This window comes from Hydrogenophaga sp. T66, from assembly GCF_057219855.1.
On sequence record NZ_JBXVVX010000001.1, the window covers coordinates 495,232 to 511,684 of the forward strand.

Sequence of the window (16,453 nt, forward strand, 5' to 3'; positions counted from 1 at the left end):
GTTCGTCCCATGACACAACCCCAGGAAGTGATCCTGGCCGAGCCGCGCGGCTTCTGCGCCGGCGTGGACCGCGCGATCGACATCGTCGAGCACGCGCTGGCCAAGTTCGGCGCGCCGATCTATGTGCGCCACGAGATCGTGCACAACACCTACGTGGTCAACGACCTGAAGGCCAAGGGCGCCATCTTCATCGAGGAACTCGACGATGTGCCGCCCGGCGCCACGCTGGTGTTCTCGGCGCACGGCGTGAGCAAGGCCGTGCAGCACGAGGCCGAGCGCCGCGGCTTCCGCATCTTCGACGCCACCTGCCCGCTGGTGACCAAGGTGCATGTGGAGGTGGCCAAGCTGCACCGCGAAGGCTTCGAGTTCATCATGATCGGCCACAAGGGCCACCCCGAGGTGGAGGGCACCATGGGCCAGCTCGACAGCGGCATTCACCTGGTGGAGGACGTCGCCGACGTGGCCCGCGTGGCGCCGGCCCAGACCGACAAGCTCGCGGTGGTCACGCAGACCACCCTGTCGGTGGACGATGCCGCCGAAATCCTCGCGGCGGTAAAGGCGCGCTTTCCCACCGTGCGGGAGCCCAAGCAGCAGGACATCTGCTACGCCACGCAGAACCGGCAGGACGCGGTCAAGCTGCTCAGTCCGCAGGTCGACGTGGTGATCGTGGTCGGCAGCCCGACCAGCTCCAACAGCAACCGCCTGCGCGAGGTCGCCCTCAAGCTCGGCACGCCAGCCCACATGGTGGACAGCGCCGACGAGCTGCGACCCGAGTGGTTTGAGGGCCGAGCCCGCGTCGGCCTCACCGCGGGCGCATCGGCGCCGGAGGTGCTGGTGCGGCAAGTGATCGACCGGCTCAAGACGCTCGGCGTGATCGCGGTGCGCTCCATGGACGGCCTCACCGAAACCGTCAAATTCCCGCTGCCCAAAGGGCTCAAGCTCGACTGAACCCCATCCCCCTTGCCCCATGCTTGACATCGTTCTCCTGCGCAAAGACCTCGACGCCGTCGTCCAGCGCCTGTCCACCCGCAAGTCCCCCCAGCCCTACCTCGATGTGGCCGCTTACCGCGCGCTGGAGACCGAGCGCAAGGCGCTGCAGACCCGCACCGAGGAGCTGCAGGCCCAGCGCAACAGCGTGTCCAAGCAGATTGGCGCGCTCAAGGGCAAGGGCCAGCACGCACAGGCCGACGCGGCCATGGCGCAGGTCGGTGCGATCAAGGCCGAGCTGGAGGCCGGTGCCGCGCGCCTGGACGTGATCCAGGCCGAGTTGCAGGCCCTGCTGCTGGCGGTGCCCAACCTGCCGCAAGACGGCGTGCCACTCGGCGCGGACGAATCCGGCAACGTGGAGTTGCGCCGCTGGAGTCCTGACGGCAAGGGCCCGCGCGCCTTCGACTTTCCGGTGCGCGACCACGTGGACATCGGCGAGAAGCTCGGCCTCGACTTCGAAACCGGTGCCAAGCTCGCCGGCTCGCGCTTCACCTTCATGCGCGGCCCGATCGCCCGCCTGCACCGCGCGCTCGCCCAGTTCATGCTCGACGTGCAGACGCAGGAACACGGCTACACCGAGTGCTACACGCCCTACATCGTCAACGCCGACACGCTGCGCGGCACCGGCCAGCTGCCGAAGTTTGAGGGTGACCTGTTCGCCGCGAAAAAGGGGGGGCAGGACGGCGGTGAGGCCGACCAGCAGGCCCTCTATCTCATCCCCACCAGCGAAGTCACGCTGACCAACGTCGTGCGCGACACCGTGCTCGCCGAAAGCGACCTGCCGATCAAGCTCACGGCCCACACACCGTGCTTCCGCTCCGAGGCCGGCAGCGCCGGGCGGGACACGCGCGGCATGATCCGCCAGCACCAGTTCGACAAGGTCGAGATGGTGCAGATCGTGCATCCCGAAAAAAGCCAGGAGGCGCTGGAGGACATGACCCGCCACGCCGAGGCCGTGCTGCAGAAGCTGGGACTGCCCTACCGCGTGATCTGCCTGTGCACCGGCGACATGGGTTTTGGCGCGGCGCGCACCCACGACCTGGAAGTCTGGGTGCCGGCACAGAACACCTACCGCGAGATCAGCTCGGTGTCCAACTGCGAGGCCTTCCAGGCGCGACGCCTGCAGGCCCGTTTCAAGAACGCGCAGGGCAAGAACGAGCTGGTGCACACGCTCAACGGCTCGGGCCTGGCGGTGGGCCGCACGCTGGTGGCCGTGCTGGAGAACTACCAGAACGCCGACGGCAGCGTGACCGTGCCTGAGGCGCTGCGGCCCTACCTCGGCGGGCTCGACCGCCTGGCGGCCGCCTGAACGCGGCCGATCCCTTCACCAACCCCGGACACTCCATGGAAAAACTGCTCGCCAGCGTCGGCTCCCTGCTCTACGGCATGCGCTTCACCATGCTGTTCTTCTACGTGGGGCTGGTGGCCATCATCTTCGGCATCCTGGGCAAGTTCCTGTTCGAGACGTTCAAGCTGATGAACACGCTGCTGTTCGGCCAGCTGGAGAAGATCGATCTCATCATCAAGGTGCTGGAGCTGGTGGACATGACCATGGTGGCCCAGCTGGTGTGGGTGGTCGCATTGGCCGGTGTGTCGCTGTTTGTGACCACCGGGCACTTCGACAGCAAGGACATGAAGAAGCCCGACTGGCTCGATCACGTCAACACCTACAACCTCAAGCTCAAGCTGGCCTTCGCGATCATCTCGATCTCGGGCGTGCACGCGCTCAAGACCTACCTCAGTGGTGACCTGAGTCTGGAGAACATCCAGGTGGTGGCCGTGGTGGCGGTGATCCATTTCACCTTCGTGCTCTCGGCCATCGGTATCTCCTACGCCGAGCGCCTCACCCGCGAACAGCACTGATCGTCTGCGTCTCGCCCGCGCGTGGCCCGCGCGGGTAGGCCGTTACGACACGGGGTCAAGCTCGCGAAGGCGGCGGCGCAGCACCTTGCCCGTGCTGGTTTTCGGCAGATCCTCCACCACCTGGTACAGCCGCGGCACCTTGTACGCGGCCAGCCGCTGGCGACAGTGGCGGTCGAGCGCGTCAATGTCGAGCCGGGCGCCCGGCCGGGGCACGACGTAGGCCTTCGCGAGTTCGCCTTTGTGGTCGTCCGGCACGCTGCCCACCGCCACCATCGCCACGTCCGGGTGTTCGGCAATCGCCCGCTCCAGCTCGGCCGGGTAGATGTTGAACCCGCCGGTGATGATCAGGTCTTTGAGGCGGTCGACCACAAACAGATAGCCATCCTTGTCCTGGCGCACGAGGTCGCCGGTGCGCAGCCAGCCGTCGGGCTCCAGCGTGTCGGCCGTGGCAGCCGGTTGTCCGAGATAGCCCTTCATGGTCACCGGCCCGCGGATCTGCAACTCGCCCACGTCGCCCGGCGGCAGCACGCGCCGGCTGCCGTCCGTGGCCACCACCCGCGCCTCGAGGTGGGGCAGGGGCACACCAATCGACCCGAGGCGGCGGGGGCCGTAGAGGCTGTGGGTGGTGCCGAGGCCGCCGAGTTCGGTCATGCCCCACAGCTCGATCAGCGGGCAGCCAAACACCGCCTCCACCTCCCGCATCTTCGCCACCGGCATGGTCTGGCCGCCGACGGTGCAGCGCGTCAGCGATGACAGGTCGTAGCGGTGGCGCTGCGGGTGGTTGAGGATGTAGTGGTACATCGTCGGCACCCCCTCAAACAGGGTGGCCCGCTCGGTTTCGATGCTGGCCAGCACGCGCTCGACGTCGAAGGAGCGGTGCAGCACGAGGGTCATGCCGCAGGCCAGCGCGGCGTTCATCACCACGTTGCCATAGACGTGGGAGCAGGGCAGGGCGCTGACCACCGTGTCCGCCGGCGTGCGCACGTGCATCGTGGCGGTCATGGCGGTGTTCAGGGTGATCGCCCGGTGGGTCAGGGTGGCGCCTTTCGGGTGACCGGTGGTGCCGGAGGTGTAGCCCACGGTGCACACCTGGTCGGGGCTGATCTCCACCGGCTTGAACAGGGCTGCACCGTCCTGGAGCAGCCGGTGGAAGTCGTTCGTGTGGGGAGGAGGCTGCCCGCCGAAGGCCAGACGCAGGCGGACCGAGGTGCCATCCAGCGCGTCGGTCAGGGGCGCGAGCCGGTCGTCGGCGCCAATGACGGCCGTGGCGCCGCAGTCGGCGATGGCGTAGGCCGCCTCGGGCGGGGTCAGCATCAGGTTGAGCGGGTTCACCACGGCGCCGATGCGCAGCACCGCGTGGTAGGCGATGACCCACTCGGGGGTGTTGGGACCGATCAGCGAGATGGTGTCGCCCGCGCCCAGTCCCAGGGACTGCAGGTGTCCGGCCACGTTCAAGACGGCGTCCTCCAGCGACCCGTAGGTCCACCGCTGGCCTTCGAAGACCAGGGCTGTCTTGCTCGGGTGGCGCAGCGCGCCCACGTGGAGCAACTGGCCGACCGTGGATGCCAGACCGGGGTGGTGCATGCGAATCTCCTGGGGCGGGGGGGCAAGGGCGCCGCCGGTACGCACCGCAGGGGCTGCGGTGTGCCGTGGCCTTGCTGTTTGTGCATGGGCCCGCCCCGCGGGGCAATAACGCGTTGGCACTAGAACCCCGATTCCCTGGACGCCCGTCCGGGGACGCCCTGGCGCGCTGGGTCGGGCCGCCCTTGGCGGGCCAGCCGCCACTGGCCGCGCTCACCCGGCTGGCGGCGTGTCTGCGGCGGTTGCGAAGCGCGCGGTGAGGTGCGCGTCGAGGAAATCGATTGACGAGGCGATCACGGCGGGATCGCGCAAGAGGCGCCGATGGCCCAATCCCGTCACACGCCGAAGCGCCGCGTCTGGCCAGTGGGCCGCGAGTGCTTCGCTTTCGGCGATGGGAATCTCGCGGTCGGCCGGGTCGTGCCAGAGCAGCCCGCGGTGGCGCAGGGGGGCGGTCAGCGCCGGGGGTTGCACCGCGTCCAGGGGCAGGCCGGCCATTTGCTCAATGGCGGCGAGGTAAGCGGGGGTGTGGGCCGGGTCCAGTCCGCCGGCGTCGGCCGCGGCGAGCGCCACCCGGCGCAGCGCGGCCGGGCCGGCGAGGTGCACGCTGGCCTGCAGCGACAGGCCCCAGCCCGCGGCGAGCAGCGTGGCCGGTGATCCCACGGAATGGGCGATGACCGCGGCGATGTCGCCGGCCGCCTGCGCGACCCGCCACACCGACCGGGCGTGGTGGACCACCGAGGAGACCGCCCCGCCGCTGTCGCCGTGGGCATGGGCGTCGAAAGTCCACACGGTGAAGCCGGCGGCCAACAGCGGTGGCACAAACGCGCCGAGGTGGCTGCCGCGGCTGTTCCAGCCGTGCACCAGAAGCACGGCCGGCGCGTCCGCCGCCGGCGCGGGTGGGCGCCAGCGCCACACCGCCAGGTCCTGGCCTTCGCCGGACAGCCGCTGGGCTTCCGCCCGGTTCAGCAGTTGCTGTTCCGCTTCGGTGGCCACGACCCGCTCGGGCTTCAGGAAGGCCTGCACCGCGTGCCTCACGGGCTGGGGAAGGCGAGGGTCGATCGCGTCGTGCGGAGGGATCATGATGAGGACTCCTTGGAATGATGATGATAATGTCATCGATGGAAAGAAAAAGGCCATCGGCCTTCGGGGTACCGCGCGCCGGGCGCGCGGATCGCGGCTCAGGGGGTGGGGCTCAGCCAGGGCGCGAGGCCGGCAAGGACCTGGGTGCGCCAGCGCTCGCTCTGACTGGCCGAGGTCGCGGCGCGCGCCACCGCCAGTCCGCCCACGAGGGCGGACACCAGCAGCTCCGCCGGCACGGGCAAGCCGTCGGCGGCGATGGCTTGGGCCAGCACCTCGCGCAGTCCGTGCACACCGTCTGCCGTGGCGCGGCGCACCGTCTCGGGCTGGCGGGCCAGTTCGGTTCCCAGGGCGGCCATCGGGCAGCCCAGCTCGGGCGTGCGCAGGTGGGCGCGGGACAGGTAGTGCTCGACGACGGCGCGGGTCTTCTGACCGGCCGGTGCGCGTTCGAGGGCATGCCAGAGGTGCGCCTGGGCTTCGGTGAACGCATGGGCCACCGCGTCCGCCACCAACGCGTCCTTGGAGGGAAAGTGGGCGTAGAAGCCGCCGTGGGTCAGGCCGGCGTCCTGCATGAGCCCCGCCACGCTCAGCCGGTCAATGCCCTGCCGTCGGAAGCCACGGGCGGCGGCGTCCAGCACTTTCTGGCGGGTCTGTGTCTTGTGGTCAGCGGGATAACGCATGACGGCCATCATATGATGGCCGTCATCTTCAGGCAAGCAGGCCCCGGCGCGGCTTCATCGGGGCGGCTCGGGCAGGCGGATGTCGGTGAGTTTCCAGTCGGCGAAGCCGTGGCGCACGAGCACCAGTCCGGCGGATGGGTCGGCCGCCGGCCCTTCCTGACGCCAGGCGATCACGCGGTTGGCGCCGATCCGCTCCAGGGTCCAGCGCGGCGGTGGCGTGGGTGATGCCGGCGGCGGCACGCCGGCGCCGGCCGTGGCGGGGGTCGGGCGCGGCTCCATCGTGCCTTCCGCCATCAGTGTCATGACCACCTCGGGCCGCACGAAGGCGTCCACGGCCTGGTTGACCAGCGCCAGCCCCAGCAGGCTGCCCAAGGCCTCGAAAGGGTTGTCGCGACCGGCGGTGTCGATCGATCCCGTGACCCGGGCGGCCAGCTGCCCTTTGAGGCTTTCGCGCAGGGCGGGGTAGTCCACGCGGGCGTTGAAGCGCTCCGCGTCGCGGGCCTCGGCGGCCGACGCGAGGCCCTGCAGCGCGAGGTGGGGGGAGAAATGCCAGTAGGCGGCGGCGCTGCCGCCCGCGAGCACGACAGCGGCGAGCACAAAACGGTGGATGGCGGAGGGCATGGTTGTGGCGAAGGGGGACACAGTGACAGCGCCAGCGTGGCAGGCGCGGCGCGCTTCTTCAAGACCCCGCGGGTGCGCCGGTTCGCTGCCGCGAGAGATCGGTCACGCTTGGTCCTGGCGGTGATTGGGGCCGCCCATCCCGGGGAGGGGAGCCGGCCGCGGTTTGCGCCAGATCAAGGCGCGAGGAAACATCTGGTTGCTTGTGAACCCCTGGGGGTATAAAGCCTGCAAGACATCCACCGCGTGGCGGGGCCGGACCACCGGCCCCGTGGCGCGGTCATCCGCGACCGCGGACGGACCACCAAGGACCGGCGTGAGCCCACCGCACGAGGCGCCAGCAGCCCCCGCACCCCCCAGCGTGGTGGCGGTGCTGCGGGCGGCCACCGCCGGTGCCCACCACCGCCTCGACCACGCCTCCCGCCTCACCCGCCTGACCGCGCCCGACCTGCAGATCCCGGAGCTGCGGGACCTGCTGCAGCGTTTGCTGGCTCTGCACGAGGCCGTGGAACGGCTGGGTCTCTGGCCCACCGAGGCCCTGGGTCCCGACCCCGAGGCGTCGCGCGCCGGCTTGCTGCGCGCGGACCTCACCGCCCTCGGCGGACCGGGCGCCGCGCGGGCGGCGGGGCCTTCTGCGGACGGGCGGTCCGTGGCCCGCGATCCCGCGTTTCGCGCGGGCTTCTGGTATGTCGTGGAGGGCTCGCGTCTCGGCGGTCTGGTGATCCGCCGCCGGCTGATCACCAGTCTGGGGCCCTCCGCCGAGGCCTATGTCCGGTTCTTTGGCGGCGCCGGGCCACAGACGACCGCCCGCTGGCGCGCGGTGTGCGCGCACCTGGAATCGTCGCTGCGCACCCCGTCGTCGGTGTCGGCGGCCTGCGCGGGCGCCGAGGAGGCCTACGCGTGGTTCCTCGGGGCGTTCGACCCGGTCTTGAACGCAGCCACCGACCCGCCGCCCGCGCGGTTGACCCAGCCCGCCTGAGGCGCCTGCCCATGAAGAACCCCGGTCCCGTCGATCCCTGCGCCAGCGAGCCGATCCATCTGCTTGAGCGCGTGCAGTCCTACGGCGCGATGGCGGTCTTCGACAGCGCCTCTGGCCGCTTGCTGGCGAACACGCCCAACTTCGCGGGTCTGCTGGGACTGGGGGCCTACGCCCAACCCGGCGCTGACCGGGCGGGCCTGACGCTGGAGGCCGTGCTGCGCGTGGCCACGGCCTCCATGTCGGCGCGCGCGCAGGCCCGCTGGCGGGCCCAGGCGGTGCCGGTGGACTGGGCGTCGCGGGTGGAGGGGGCCTGGTTGCACTTCTTCTGGCATCGCAGCCCGGCGTCGCCGCCGCAGGACGTGCTGGAGGTGGTGGCCGAGACGGACGCCGACGACACGCTCAACGGCGAGGAGGTGCTGGCCGCGCTGGCCCGCTTCTCGGAGCAGATCCTGCCGATCCAGTCGCTGTCGGAGGCGATGAACTACGCCTCGGACAAGCTGCTTTCCTTGCTGGGGTACGCGCGGGTGCTGGTGTACCGATTTGACGAAGACATGCACGGCGAGGTGATTGCCGAGTCGTGGGGCCCCAACGCGTCGACGCAGGAAGCGCTGTACCTGGGGCTGCGCTTTCCGGCCTCGGACATCCCGCCGCAGGCGCGCCGCCTCTATGAAAAGAACCTGGTCCGGATCATTGCCGACGCCGCCGACCCGGGATGGACCCTGGAGCGCGCGACGCCCTCGGCGGGCGCTGCGGTGGACTTGACCCTCTCGCTGCTGCGTCGCCCGTCCGACATGCACCTGCAATACATGCGCAACATGGGCGTGGCCGCGTCGGTCGTGACCTCGCTCATGGTCGATGGCCGCCTGTGGGGGATGATCGTCTGCCAGAACGAGGTGCCGCGTGTGCCGCCGCACAACACGCGCGCCATCGCGCTGGGGTTTTGCGAGGTGGTGTCGTCCATCGTCTCGTCCAAGCTGCGCTGGATCGAGTCCCAGGCGGCGCTGCAGCGGCGGGTGGAGGAAGCGGCCTTGCTCGAGGAGCTGGAGGCGGTGCTCAAGCTCAACCTGCCGGCCGACGCGCAGCGCATCCACCTCTGCGACCTGCTCAAGCGCGCTACGCGCTCGGACGAGGCGCTGCTGGTTCTTGAGCCTGAATCCAGCGCCCTCGATACCGCCACACGAAGCCTGCTGACGGCCCTCGAAGGCGCCGAGCCCGGGCGCGAGCGCGTGCTCGTGGCCGAACGGGACATTCAACGCTCACCGCGGTTTGGCGCGGCGGCGCCCGATCTGGGGCCGTGGGCCGGGATGGCGGTCTGCCTGCACCGCGGCACGCCCGGCTTGCTGCTTGCCTGCTGGCGACACCGCCGCACCGAGCGCGTGCGCTGGGGCGGCGATCCCTCCGCGTTCACCAACGCCACGCTGGCCGACGGAACGCCGGTGCTCGGTCCGCGCCGCTCCTTCGCCTTGTGGATCGAGGAAAACCACCAGCGCTGTGAGGCCTGGTTGCCGGAAGAACTGGAGTTTCTGGAGCGTGCCGGCGCCTTGGTGGCGAAGGTGATGGCCGACAACCGGCTGCGCGCCGTGCAGGGCGAGTACGACTTCGTTGCGTCGCTCCTGCCGCTGATGGACGACATGATCGTCGCCTGGCGGCCGGCACCGCGCATGGCCTCGGAGGCGGCGGTGTTTGTCAACGACTCGTTCCGGCGCAAGCTCAACCTGTCGCCCGAAGACACCCGCTACAGCGAGTGGGTTCCGGCCGCGATGCAGCGCGAAGCGGCGCAGGCGCAGCCCGGCGGGCGCCGTCCGACGTCGGTGGCCACCGACCGCGTCGAGCTGGTGGACGCGGCCGGGCGACCGATCTGGGTCGACTGCTCATTCACCCTGATCCCGGCGTCGGCCAACGTGCCGGCCCTGGTGACCTGCGTGCTGCGCGATGTGACCGACGCGGTGGAGCGCGAGCAGCAGCTGGTGGAGGCCAAGCGCACGCTGGAGAGCAAGGTGGCCGAGCGCACCGCCAAGCTGTCGGCGGCGATGCGCGAGCTCGAAGGCCTGTCCTACTCCATGGCGCACGACCTGCGCGGACCGCTGCGCTCGATCAACGGCTTTGCCGCGCTGTTGTGCGAAGAGCTGGTCAACACGCACGACGAGCGATCGCTGTTCGCCCAGAAGATCGGGGAATCGTCGCGGCTGATGGGGCAGATGATCAGCGACCTGCTGGACCTGATCCGGGTGGTGAACGAAGAGCCGCGGTTTGAGTGCGTGGATCTGCCGGCCGCGCTGGCCGGCCTGGCCGACAGCCTCACCGCCGACAACGCCGCGCTGCACATCCGGATCGCGGCCGTGCCGCCGGTGACGGGCGATCCCCGCCTGTTGCGCCAGTTGTTTCTCAACCTCTTCGACAACGCGATCAAGTACCGCCGCCCGGGCGTGGAGCTGGAGGTGTGCCTGGGCTACGACGCGCCGTCCGGCCGTTTCTTCGTCCGGGACAACGGCAGCGGCTTCGACCGCGGTGCCGAAGGCGACCCCTTCCAGCCGTTCCGGCGCATGAAGAACGCCCAGGGCGTCACCGGCGCGGGCATCGGTCTCACAGTGGTCTCTCGCATCGTCGACAAGCTGCGCGGTCAGGTCGCGATCGATTCCGCCCCGGGCGCCGGCACCACGGTCTGGCTCACGCTGCCGGCGGGCCAGGCTTCGCCGGTCTGAGACGCCCTCGCGCCCCACAGATCGCGGCATCTGCGGGCGAATGCCCCTACTTTTCCGAGCAAAACACTCAAGTTATCCGCTCACACTCCGAGAACCCAAAGACCCACTGAATCACTCAACAACCGCACTCGCCAAGGGGTTTCTCATGAACTTGTTCACGCACATGCGCCTGGGACAGCGCGTCGCGGCCGGTTTTGCGGCCATGGTGCTCATGCTGCTCGCGCTCGCCGGCTACGCCTACGCCGCGCTGCTGGCCGTGGCGCATGACATCCACCTGCTGACCGACGACCGCGTGGTGAAGGTTGTCCAGGCCCGCGACATCCGCGACAACCTCGGCGTGGTCGGCCAGGAGGTGCGCAGCCTGCTGCTGCTCGACGATCCGGCCGCCCGGGCGGCATCGCAGACCCGCATCGCCCAGGCCCGGCAGGCGAACACCGAACTTCTAAAGCGCTTGGACGAGACCGTCCAATCCACGCGGGGCCGCGCGCTGATGGAGCGCGCGGCGCAGGAGCGGGCCAGCTACAACCAGTCGGTGGACGCGGTGATGCGTTTCGCCGCCGAGGGCGCGCGGGCCGAGGCCGTGGCGGCGCTGACGACCCAGCTCAAGCCGCGTCAGGCCGCCTATGAAGCCGCCCTGGATGCGTTCATCGATTTTCAGAAGGAACTGATGCACGACGCCGATCGCTCTGCCGATGCGACGGCGGCACAGGCCAAACTGGTGCTCATGGGCGCGGTGGCGCTGGCGCTGGTGGTGGGCATCAGCCTGGCTTGGGTCGTCACCCGCAGCGTCACCCGGCCGCTGGGCGGCGAGCCGGCGCAGGTCAGGGCGGCCGTGGCGGCCATCGCCAGTGGCGATCTCACCCAGCCGATCGACACACGGGGCAGCGCCCCGGACAGCGTGGTGGCGGCCGTGGCGCAAATGCAGGCGTCGCTGCGCGACATCGTGGCCAAGGTGCGGGCCGGCAGCGAGAACATCGCCACCGGCTCGTCCCAGATCGCCACCGGCAACGCGGACCTGAGCCAGCGCACCGAGGAGCAGGCCAGCAACCTGCAGCAGACCGCGGCGTCGATGGAGGAACTCACCGTCACCGTGAAACAGACCGCCGACACCGCGGCCGAGGCCACACAACTCGCCACCACCGCCGCCAGCGCCGCGGCCGACGGGGGGCAGCGCGTCGCGGGGGTCGTGGCCACGATGGAGGACATCGCGTCGGCCTCGCGCCAGATGGCCGACATCATCGGCACCATCGACGGCATCGCCTTCCAGACCAACATCCTGGCGCTCAACGCCGCGGTGGAAGCCGCGCGCGCGGGCGAACAGGGCCGCGGCTTTGCGGTGGTGGCTGGCGAGGTGCGCAACCTGGCGCAGCGCAGCGCGCAGGCGGCCAAAGAGATCAAGGGGCTGATCGGCAGCAACATGGCCACCGTGGAGCGCGGCAGCCAGCAGGTCGCTGCCACCGGCGAGGCCATGCAAGGCATCGTGGATCAGGTGCGCCGGGTGAGTCAGCTCATCGCCGACATGTCGGGGGCCACGGTCCAGCAGTCTTCCGGCATCGAGCAGATCAACCACGCGGTCACGCAGCTCGACCAGACCACCCAGCAAAACGCGGCCCTGGTTGAAGAAAGCGCGGCCGCGGCCGACAGCCTGCGGCACCAGGCCACCCGCTTGACCGAGCTGGTGGCGGTGTTCCGCGTGACGGCCTGAGGTCGGTCGACAGACCGGCCGGGCGTGGCTAACGGCCCGCGCTGAACCGCCGCAGGATCAATTCATCCGCCGAACCGCTGAACGCCTGCGGCCACGCTTTCACGGCCGCGCCCCGCCCGTTCATGGCCACGGCTGGCGGGAAGGACGGGTCGGGGAACACCTCGTTGGCCGTGGGAGCGCTCCAGGCGTTGGCGTCGGTGGTGCGCGAGAACATGGCGTCGCGGCCCACTGGGTCGGCCCAGACCGCCATCGCCGCCCGCGCGTCATCAATCGCGAGGGCGGGCAGGCCGACCCAGGTACCCGGGTTGGCCGCCCGCACGGTGGTGGCCACGCCAAAGTCCGCGCCGGCCAGCGCCATGGCGACGCGCAGCGCGTTGTCGCGTTCGACCCAGCCGACCACCGCGTCGCCGGCCGCGTTGGCTTGCAGCACGGGCTGGCTGATGAAGCCCTGCGAATTGGTGGTGGCAGGTGCGACCCGCGCCGAGGCCGATGACCAGCCACCGGACGCCCCGCGTTTGAACCACATGGCGTGGTTGCCGACGCCCCCAACGATGTCGAGCTGCCCCCACACCAGCAGCGCCTGGCCGTCGTCGGCGACGGTCAGCGCATGACCTCCGAAGCTCTGCAGCGGGCCGGCGTCGGCGACCAGTTGCGCCGGGCGGCTCCAGCTGGCGCCACCGGACTGGCGCACGCCCCAGAAACCGTCTTCCGCACCAGCGCCAGAGCGGCGCCACACCACCCACGCGTCGCCGCCGGGCGTCACGCCGATCCGTGGCTCGCCGTCCTGGCTGCCGATGGCTTCGTTGTCCTCCAGGAGCACCGGCGTTGACCAGCCGCCCGCCGCGGTGTAGCGGCTGGCATACACGCTGAACCGGGTGGTGGGGCCGATCTGGGCCCAGACCGCGATGGCGTTGCCGGCGGCGTCGACCCCAACGCCGCTGCCGCCGACCACCCCGGCGCTGTTTTCCACCCGCGCTTCGGGACCCCAGCCGTTGACGGGGTCGAGCGCGCGGGCGTGCAGGTCCTGCGTGGCGCCCGTCTGGGTCCACAGGAGCATGCCGAAACCGCTGCGCCGGTCGATCGCGAGGCGCAACTGCGTCACGTTGCCGACGTTGGTTTCCAGGCGCACCGGGGTGCTCCAGGCGGTGCCGCCGCTGGAGCGGCTCGCCCAGACGTGGTTTTCCCCGGTGCCCGGCTCCGGGCGCAGCCAGACCGCCGTGGCCCGGTCAGCGTCGTCGATCGCCACCACGGGTGCGGTGGCGCCACCACCGGCCAGCCGCACCAGATCGCCCCAGCCCGCCAGGGGCGCGGTGGCGCGAAACGCGGCGGATGCGGTGCGCGCCGCGGCCAGGGTCACGCGGCAGGTGGCGGCGGTGCCGCCGCAGGCGCCGCCCCAGCCCTCAAAGGTGTGGCCGGGCCCGGCGGCTGCGGTGAGGGTGACGGCGGTGTCGGCGTCAAAGACGGCGGTGCAGGTGGCGCCGCAGTCGATACCGGCCGGCGCCGAAGTGACGCGGCCATCGCCCGTGGTGGTCACGCCCAGCGAGTAGCGCGTCGAGGGGCTGGGCGTGAAGCGGGCCTCGACGCGCTGCGCCACGGTCATCGACACGGTGCAGGTGAGTGCGGTGCCGGTGCACGCACCGGACCAGCCGGCCAGTTGCTGCCGCGCGTCGGGCGTGGCAGTGAGCGTCACGACCGCGCCGCGCGGGAACGACTCGCTGCAGTCGCTGCCGCAGTCCACGCCACCGGGTTGCGAAGTGACACGGCCCGCGCCGTTCACACCGACCGTCAGGCCGAGGGCATCGGGCGGTGGAGCCTGCGGTGATCCGCTGCTTCCGCCCCCGCCGCCGCAGGCGGCGAGGAGGGTGGCGACGACCACGGCGGTGGCGAGTCGCAGGGCGGTGCGATGGGGGGTGTCTTGCATGCGGGTCCTCCTGATGCGTCATGCCGGAAGCGGCGATGGCGGCGCATGCTAGGTCGGGGCCCTCTGACCGCCCACCGCACCTTGGGGCAGTCAGGCCCCGTGGGCAGGCCGGCCCCTGCACCTGCCCGAAGGTGCGGTGTCGCGGTGCCGGGCGCCTGCCTAGCATCGCGGCCGGCTTCTTTTTTCTCTGCAAGGACCCCCGATGACCGCTGCCTTCCGCCCCGCGTATCCGTTGTCTCTGGCCGCCCTCGTCGGCCTCCTCGCCCTGAGCGGCTGTGCGTCGATCGCCGTGTCCGATCAGGCGATCGTCGATCGCACCGCCTTTGCGCTGGGGCTGGACAAAGACGCCTTCACGGTGAGCAACCGCGTCGATGAGGGCACGACGACCCGCTATGCCGTGAAGACCCGCGCCGGCCAGGAGTACCACTGCTTTGTCGGCGGCTCGATCAGCGTGATGGGGCGCTCCGTGTCGGAGGCGGTGTGCACCCGCAAGGGGCAGCCTGCGCGCAACCCGCTCACCGGTCGTTGAGCCTGCGGCCGAGCCGCTTCAGGGCGGCGCCGGAGCGTCGGCCGTTTGCGCGAAGGCCTGGGTAAGAAAGGCCCGCAATCGCAGCGGGCGCACCGGCTTGACGAGGGTCGGCAGACCGGCCTCCCGGGCGCGGTCGACATGCTCGCTGCCGGCGTCCCCGGTCACGATCAGGGCCGGCAGAGCCTCGCCCACCGCGCTGCGCAGCTGTCGCACCGCGTCGATGCCACTGGCGCCGCCGGGCAGACGCAGATCCACCACCAACACGTCCGGTCGGAAGCCCTCGTTCACGCAGCGCAGGCCGCCGTCCGTGTCGGCGGCGGTCTCGGTTTCGCAGTCCCACGACCGCAGCAGGCCCGCCAGGGCGGTGCGGGCGTCCGCGTCGTCTTCCACGACCAGCACACGCCGCCTCGGGATCGGCACCTCCGCGATCGGCGAGCTGCCAGGGGCGGTACCCGGGACCATGGTGGCGGGCGCGAGCGGCAGCGTGATGGTGAAGCAACTGCCCTGGCCAGGGGTCGAGCGCACAGTCACCCGCAGGCCCAGCAGGTCGCTCAGGCGCTTCACGGTGGACAACCCGAGGCCGAGACCCTGGCGGCGGTCCCGTTCAGCGTTGCCGACCTGAAAGAACTCGTCAAAGATGCGCGGCAGGTGGGCCGCAGCGATGCCCACCCCGGTGTCTTCCACCGCCAGCCGCACCCCGTCTTCGTGCACCTCGGCCCGCACCGTCACCGCGCCCGAGGGCGTGTAGCGGATGGCGTTGGAGACCAGGTTGCCGATCACGCGGGCCACCAGGCTGCGGTCGCTCTGCACCGCGGTGCCCGGCACCTGGATGTGCAGCGCCAGCCCCTTGGCGCGGGCGAGCGGTGAGTGCGGGCGGCAGCACGCCTCGACCAGTTCGTCAAGCGCAAAGACCGACCACTGAGGGCGCGATCCCCCGATATCCAGCCGGGTGATCTCCAGCAGGTCGTCGATCACCTGCGTCATGCCGTCCACGCAGGAGCCGATGTGCCGGGCGATCGGCTCGATGTCTTGCCCGGGGCGGCGCTCCAGCAGGGTTTGCGACAGGAGGCTCAGGGCGTGCAGCGGCTGGCGCAGGTCGTGGTTGGCGGCGGCGAAGAATCGGGTGCGCGCTGCGCTGGCTTGCTCCACCACCCGCAGCGCCGCTTCACTGCGCGCGTTCTCACGCTGCAAAGCCGCGATGAGCTCGCCGTTGCGTCGTCGCTGGGCTTCGATCTCCCGCAGTGAGCGGGCCTGGTTGCGTCCGCTGACCAGGGTGTAGACGCCGATCAGGAAAACCATCACGACCATCAATGCCAGGTACCCGTCGGCCAGCACGAGGTCGCGCAGCAGCAGCGGCCCCAAGACCAACACCACATGGGCGATCAGCACCCGTGGGAACCCGGGCAACCGCACCGCACCCCCCATCGCGACCGCCACCAGGGTGATGTGCAGGATCGACTCGGCCTGCGCAGACCCGGGCTGCATCAGCACCAGCGGCAGCCAGCCCCACTGCACCGCATGAATCACCGTGCTGGCCAGCCAGGCCCGCGCGTGGGCCGCCGAGGGTGGCTGCGCCCGACCCGCCGACCGCCACCACAGTGCCGCAGCGAGCCGCGCGGCGCTGACCGTGCAGAAGGTGAAGAACCACAGGTCCAGCGCGCCTGAGCCGGGCTCCGAGCGGAACTGCAGATAGCAGACCAGCGCCCCCATCGTGCTCAGCGCCCAGGCCACCGGGGTGGTCCGCACGAGATGTTCGAGCTGCTCCTGTTCCAGAAGCGACAAAGGTCTGTCGTTGTTGGGCTTCATGCGCG

Annotated in this window: 13 protein-coding genes; 7 read left to right on the forward strand and 6 right to left on the reverse strand. The window is 70.7% G+C overall.

Translation table 11 applies throughout. The features are described 5' to 3' along the window. Positions 1-9: 9 nt before the first annotated feature. The 3 genes from ispH to AC2D80_RS02365 are packed head-to-tail and all read left to right on the forward strand — an operon-like array spanning position 10 to position 2,850. Entirely contained in the window at positions 10-948 is a 939-nt protein-coding gene (gene ispH, locus AC2D80_RS02355) for a 4-hydroxy-3-methylbut-2-enyl diphosphate reductase (RefSeq protein ID WP_484631371.1), read from the forward strand. Positions 949-967: 19 nt separating this feature from the next. Further along, positions 968-2,296, forward strand: coding sequence for a serine--tRNA ligase (gene serS / locus AC2D80_RS02360; RefSeq protein WP_484631372.1), 1,329 nt, complete (start codon positions 968-970; stop codon positions 2,294-2,296). 35 nt (positions 2,297-2,331) lie between these two features. Further along, positions 2,332-2,850 (forward strand): YqhA family protein, encoded by a 519-nt coding sequence (locus AC2D80_RS02365; RefSeq protein ID WP_484631373.1) that lies wholly within the window; start codon positions 2,332-2,334, stop codon positions 2,848-2,850. Positions 2,851-2,892: 42 nt separating this feature from the next. On the opposite strand, the gene AC2D80_RS02370 is transcribed toward AC2D80_RS02365, so the two are convergent. The 4 genes from AC2D80_RS02370 to AC2D80_RS02385 form a co-directional block, all read right to left on the reverse strand. Continuing rightward, the gene (locus AC2D80_RS02370; protein WP_484631374.1) at positions 2,893-4,434 is read right to left on the reverse strand and encodes a class I adenylate-forming enzyme family protein; all 1,542 of its coding nucleotides are present in this window, start codon (positions 4,432-4,434) and stop codon (positions 2,893-2,895) included. Positions 4,435-4,644: 210 nt separating this feature from the next. Next, a complete protein-coding gene (locus AC2D80_RS02375; protein ID WP_484631375.1) occupies positions 4,645-5,511 on the reverse strand; it encodes an alpha/beta hydrolase in 867 nt (288 codons plus the stop codon). 98 nt (positions 5,512-5,609) lie between these two features. After that, entirely contained in the window at positions 5,610-6,188 is a 579-nt protein-coding gene (locus AC2D80_RS02380) for a TetR/AcrR family transcriptional regulator (RefSeq protein ID WP_484631376.1), read from the reverse strand. 54 nt (positions 6,189-6,242) lie between these two features. Next, positions 6,243-6,809, reverse strand: coding sequence for a DUF2939 domain-containing protein (locus AC2D80_RS02385; protein ID WP_484631377.1), 567 nt, complete (start codon positions 6,807-6,809; stop codon positions 6,243-6,245). Positions 6,810-7,122: 313 nt separating this feature from the next. Here AC2D80_RS02385 and AC2D80_RS02390 point away from each other — a divergent pair, with 313 nt between their 5' ends. The 3 genes from AC2D80_RS02390 to AC2D80_RS02400 all read left to right on the forward strand — a co-directional run bounded on the left by AC2D80_RS02390 (position 7,123) and on the right by AC2D80_RS02400 (position 12,192). Then, a complete protein-coding gene (locus AC2D80_RS02390) occupies positions 7,123-7,785 on the forward strand; it encodes a biliverdin-producing heme oxygenase (protein ID WP_484631378.1) in 663 nt (220 codons plus the stop codon). 11 nt (positions 7,786-7,796) lie between these two features. Next, positions 7,797-10,487 carry an ATP-binding protein gene (locus AC2D80_RS02395; RefSeq protein WP_484631379.1) on the forward strand — a complete coding sequence of 897 codons (2,691 nt, stop codon included), beginning with the start codon at positions 7,797-7,799 and terminating at the stop codon, positions 10,485-10,487. Between the two features lie 145 nt (positions 10,488-10,632). Beyond that, on the forward strand, positions 10,633-12,192 hold the full coding sequence (locus AC2D80_RS02400; RefSeq protein ID WP_484631380.1) for a methyl-accepting chemotaxis protein: 1,560 nt from the start codon (positions 10,633-10,635) through the stop codon (positions 12,190-12,192). A gap of 28 nt (positions 12,193-12,220) precedes the next feature. Here AC2D80_RS02400 and AC2D80_RS02405 read toward each other — a convergent pair whose 3' ends face one another. Beyond that, positions 12,221-14,113 carry an InlB B-repeat-containing protein gene (locus AC2D80_RS02405; protein WP_484631381.1) on the reverse strand — a complete coding sequence of 631 codons (1,893 nt, stop codon included), beginning with the start codon at positions 14,111-14,113 and terminating at the stop codon, positions 12,221-12,223. A 202-nt stretch (positions 14,114-14,315) separates the two neighbouring features. Between AC2D80_RS02405 and AC2D80_RS02410 the strand changes: the two genes are divergently transcribed. Then, positions 14,316-14,642, forward strand: a complete 327-nt coding sequence (locus tag AC2D80_RS02410; RefSeq protein WP_484631382.1) for a hypothetical protein — start codon at positions 14,316-14,318, stop codon at positions 14,640-14,642. Positions 14,643-14,660: 18 nt separating this feature from the next. Here AC2D80_RS02410 and AC2D80_RS02415 read toward each other — a convergent pair whose 3' ends face one another. Further along, positions 14,661-16,448 (reverse strand): sensor histidine kinase, encoded by a 1,788-nt coding sequence (locus AC2D80_RS02415; RefSeq protein ID WP_484631383.1) that lies wholly within the window; start codon positions 16,446-16,448, stop codon positions 14,661-14,663. Between the last annotated feature and the right edge of the window lie 5 nt (positions 16,449-16,453).

Coding starts and splice junctions, on each gene's coding strand:
- ispH (WP_484631371.1), top strand. CDS start 10: ATGACACAACCCCAGGAAGTGATCCTGGCCGAGCCGCGCGGCTTCTGC.
- AC2D80_RS02395 (WP_484631379.1), top strand. CDS start 7,797: ATGAAGAACCCCGGTCCCGTCGATCCCTGCGCCAGCGAGCCGATCCAT.
- AC2D80_RS02415 (WP_484631383.1), bottom strand. CDS start 16,448: ATGAAGCCCAACAACGACAGACCTTTGTCGCTTCTGGAACAGGAGCAG.
- AC2D80_RS02375 (WP_484631375.1), bottom strand. CDS start 5,511: ATGATCCCTCCGCACGACGCGATCGACCCTCGCCTTCCCCAGCCCGTG.
- AC2D80_RS02380 (WP_484631376.1), bottom strand. CDS start 6,188: ATGCGTTATCCCGCTGACCACAAGACACAGACCCGCCAGAAAGTGCTG.
- AC2D80_RS02385 (WP_484631377.1), bottom strand. CDS start 6,809: ATGCCCTCCGCCATCCACCGTTTTGTGCTCGCCGCTGTCGTGCTCGCG.
- serS (WP_484631372.1), top strand. CDS start 968: ATGCTTGACATCGTTCTCCTGCGCAAAGACCTCGACGCCGTCGTCCAG.
- AC2D80_RS02370 (WP_484631374.1), bottom strand. CDS start 4,434: ATGCACCACCCCGGTCTGGCATCCACGGTCGGCCAGTTGCTCCACGTG.
- AC2D80_RS02410 (WP_484631382.1), top strand. CDS start 14,316: ATGACCGCTGCCTTCCGCCCCGCGTATCCGTTGTCTCTGGCCGCCCTC.
- AC2D80_RS02365 (WP_484631373.1), top strand. CDS start 2,332: ATGGAAAAACTGCTCGCCAGCGTCGGCTCCCTGCTCTACGGCATGCGC.
- AC2D80_RS02400 (WP_484631380.1), top strand. CDS start 10,633: ATGAACTTGTTCACGCACATGCGCCTGGGACAGCGCGTCGCGGCCGGT.
- AC2D80_RS02405 (WP_484631381.1), bottom strand. CDS start 14,113: ATGCAAGACACCCCCCATCGCACCGCCCTGCGACTCGCCACCGCCGTG.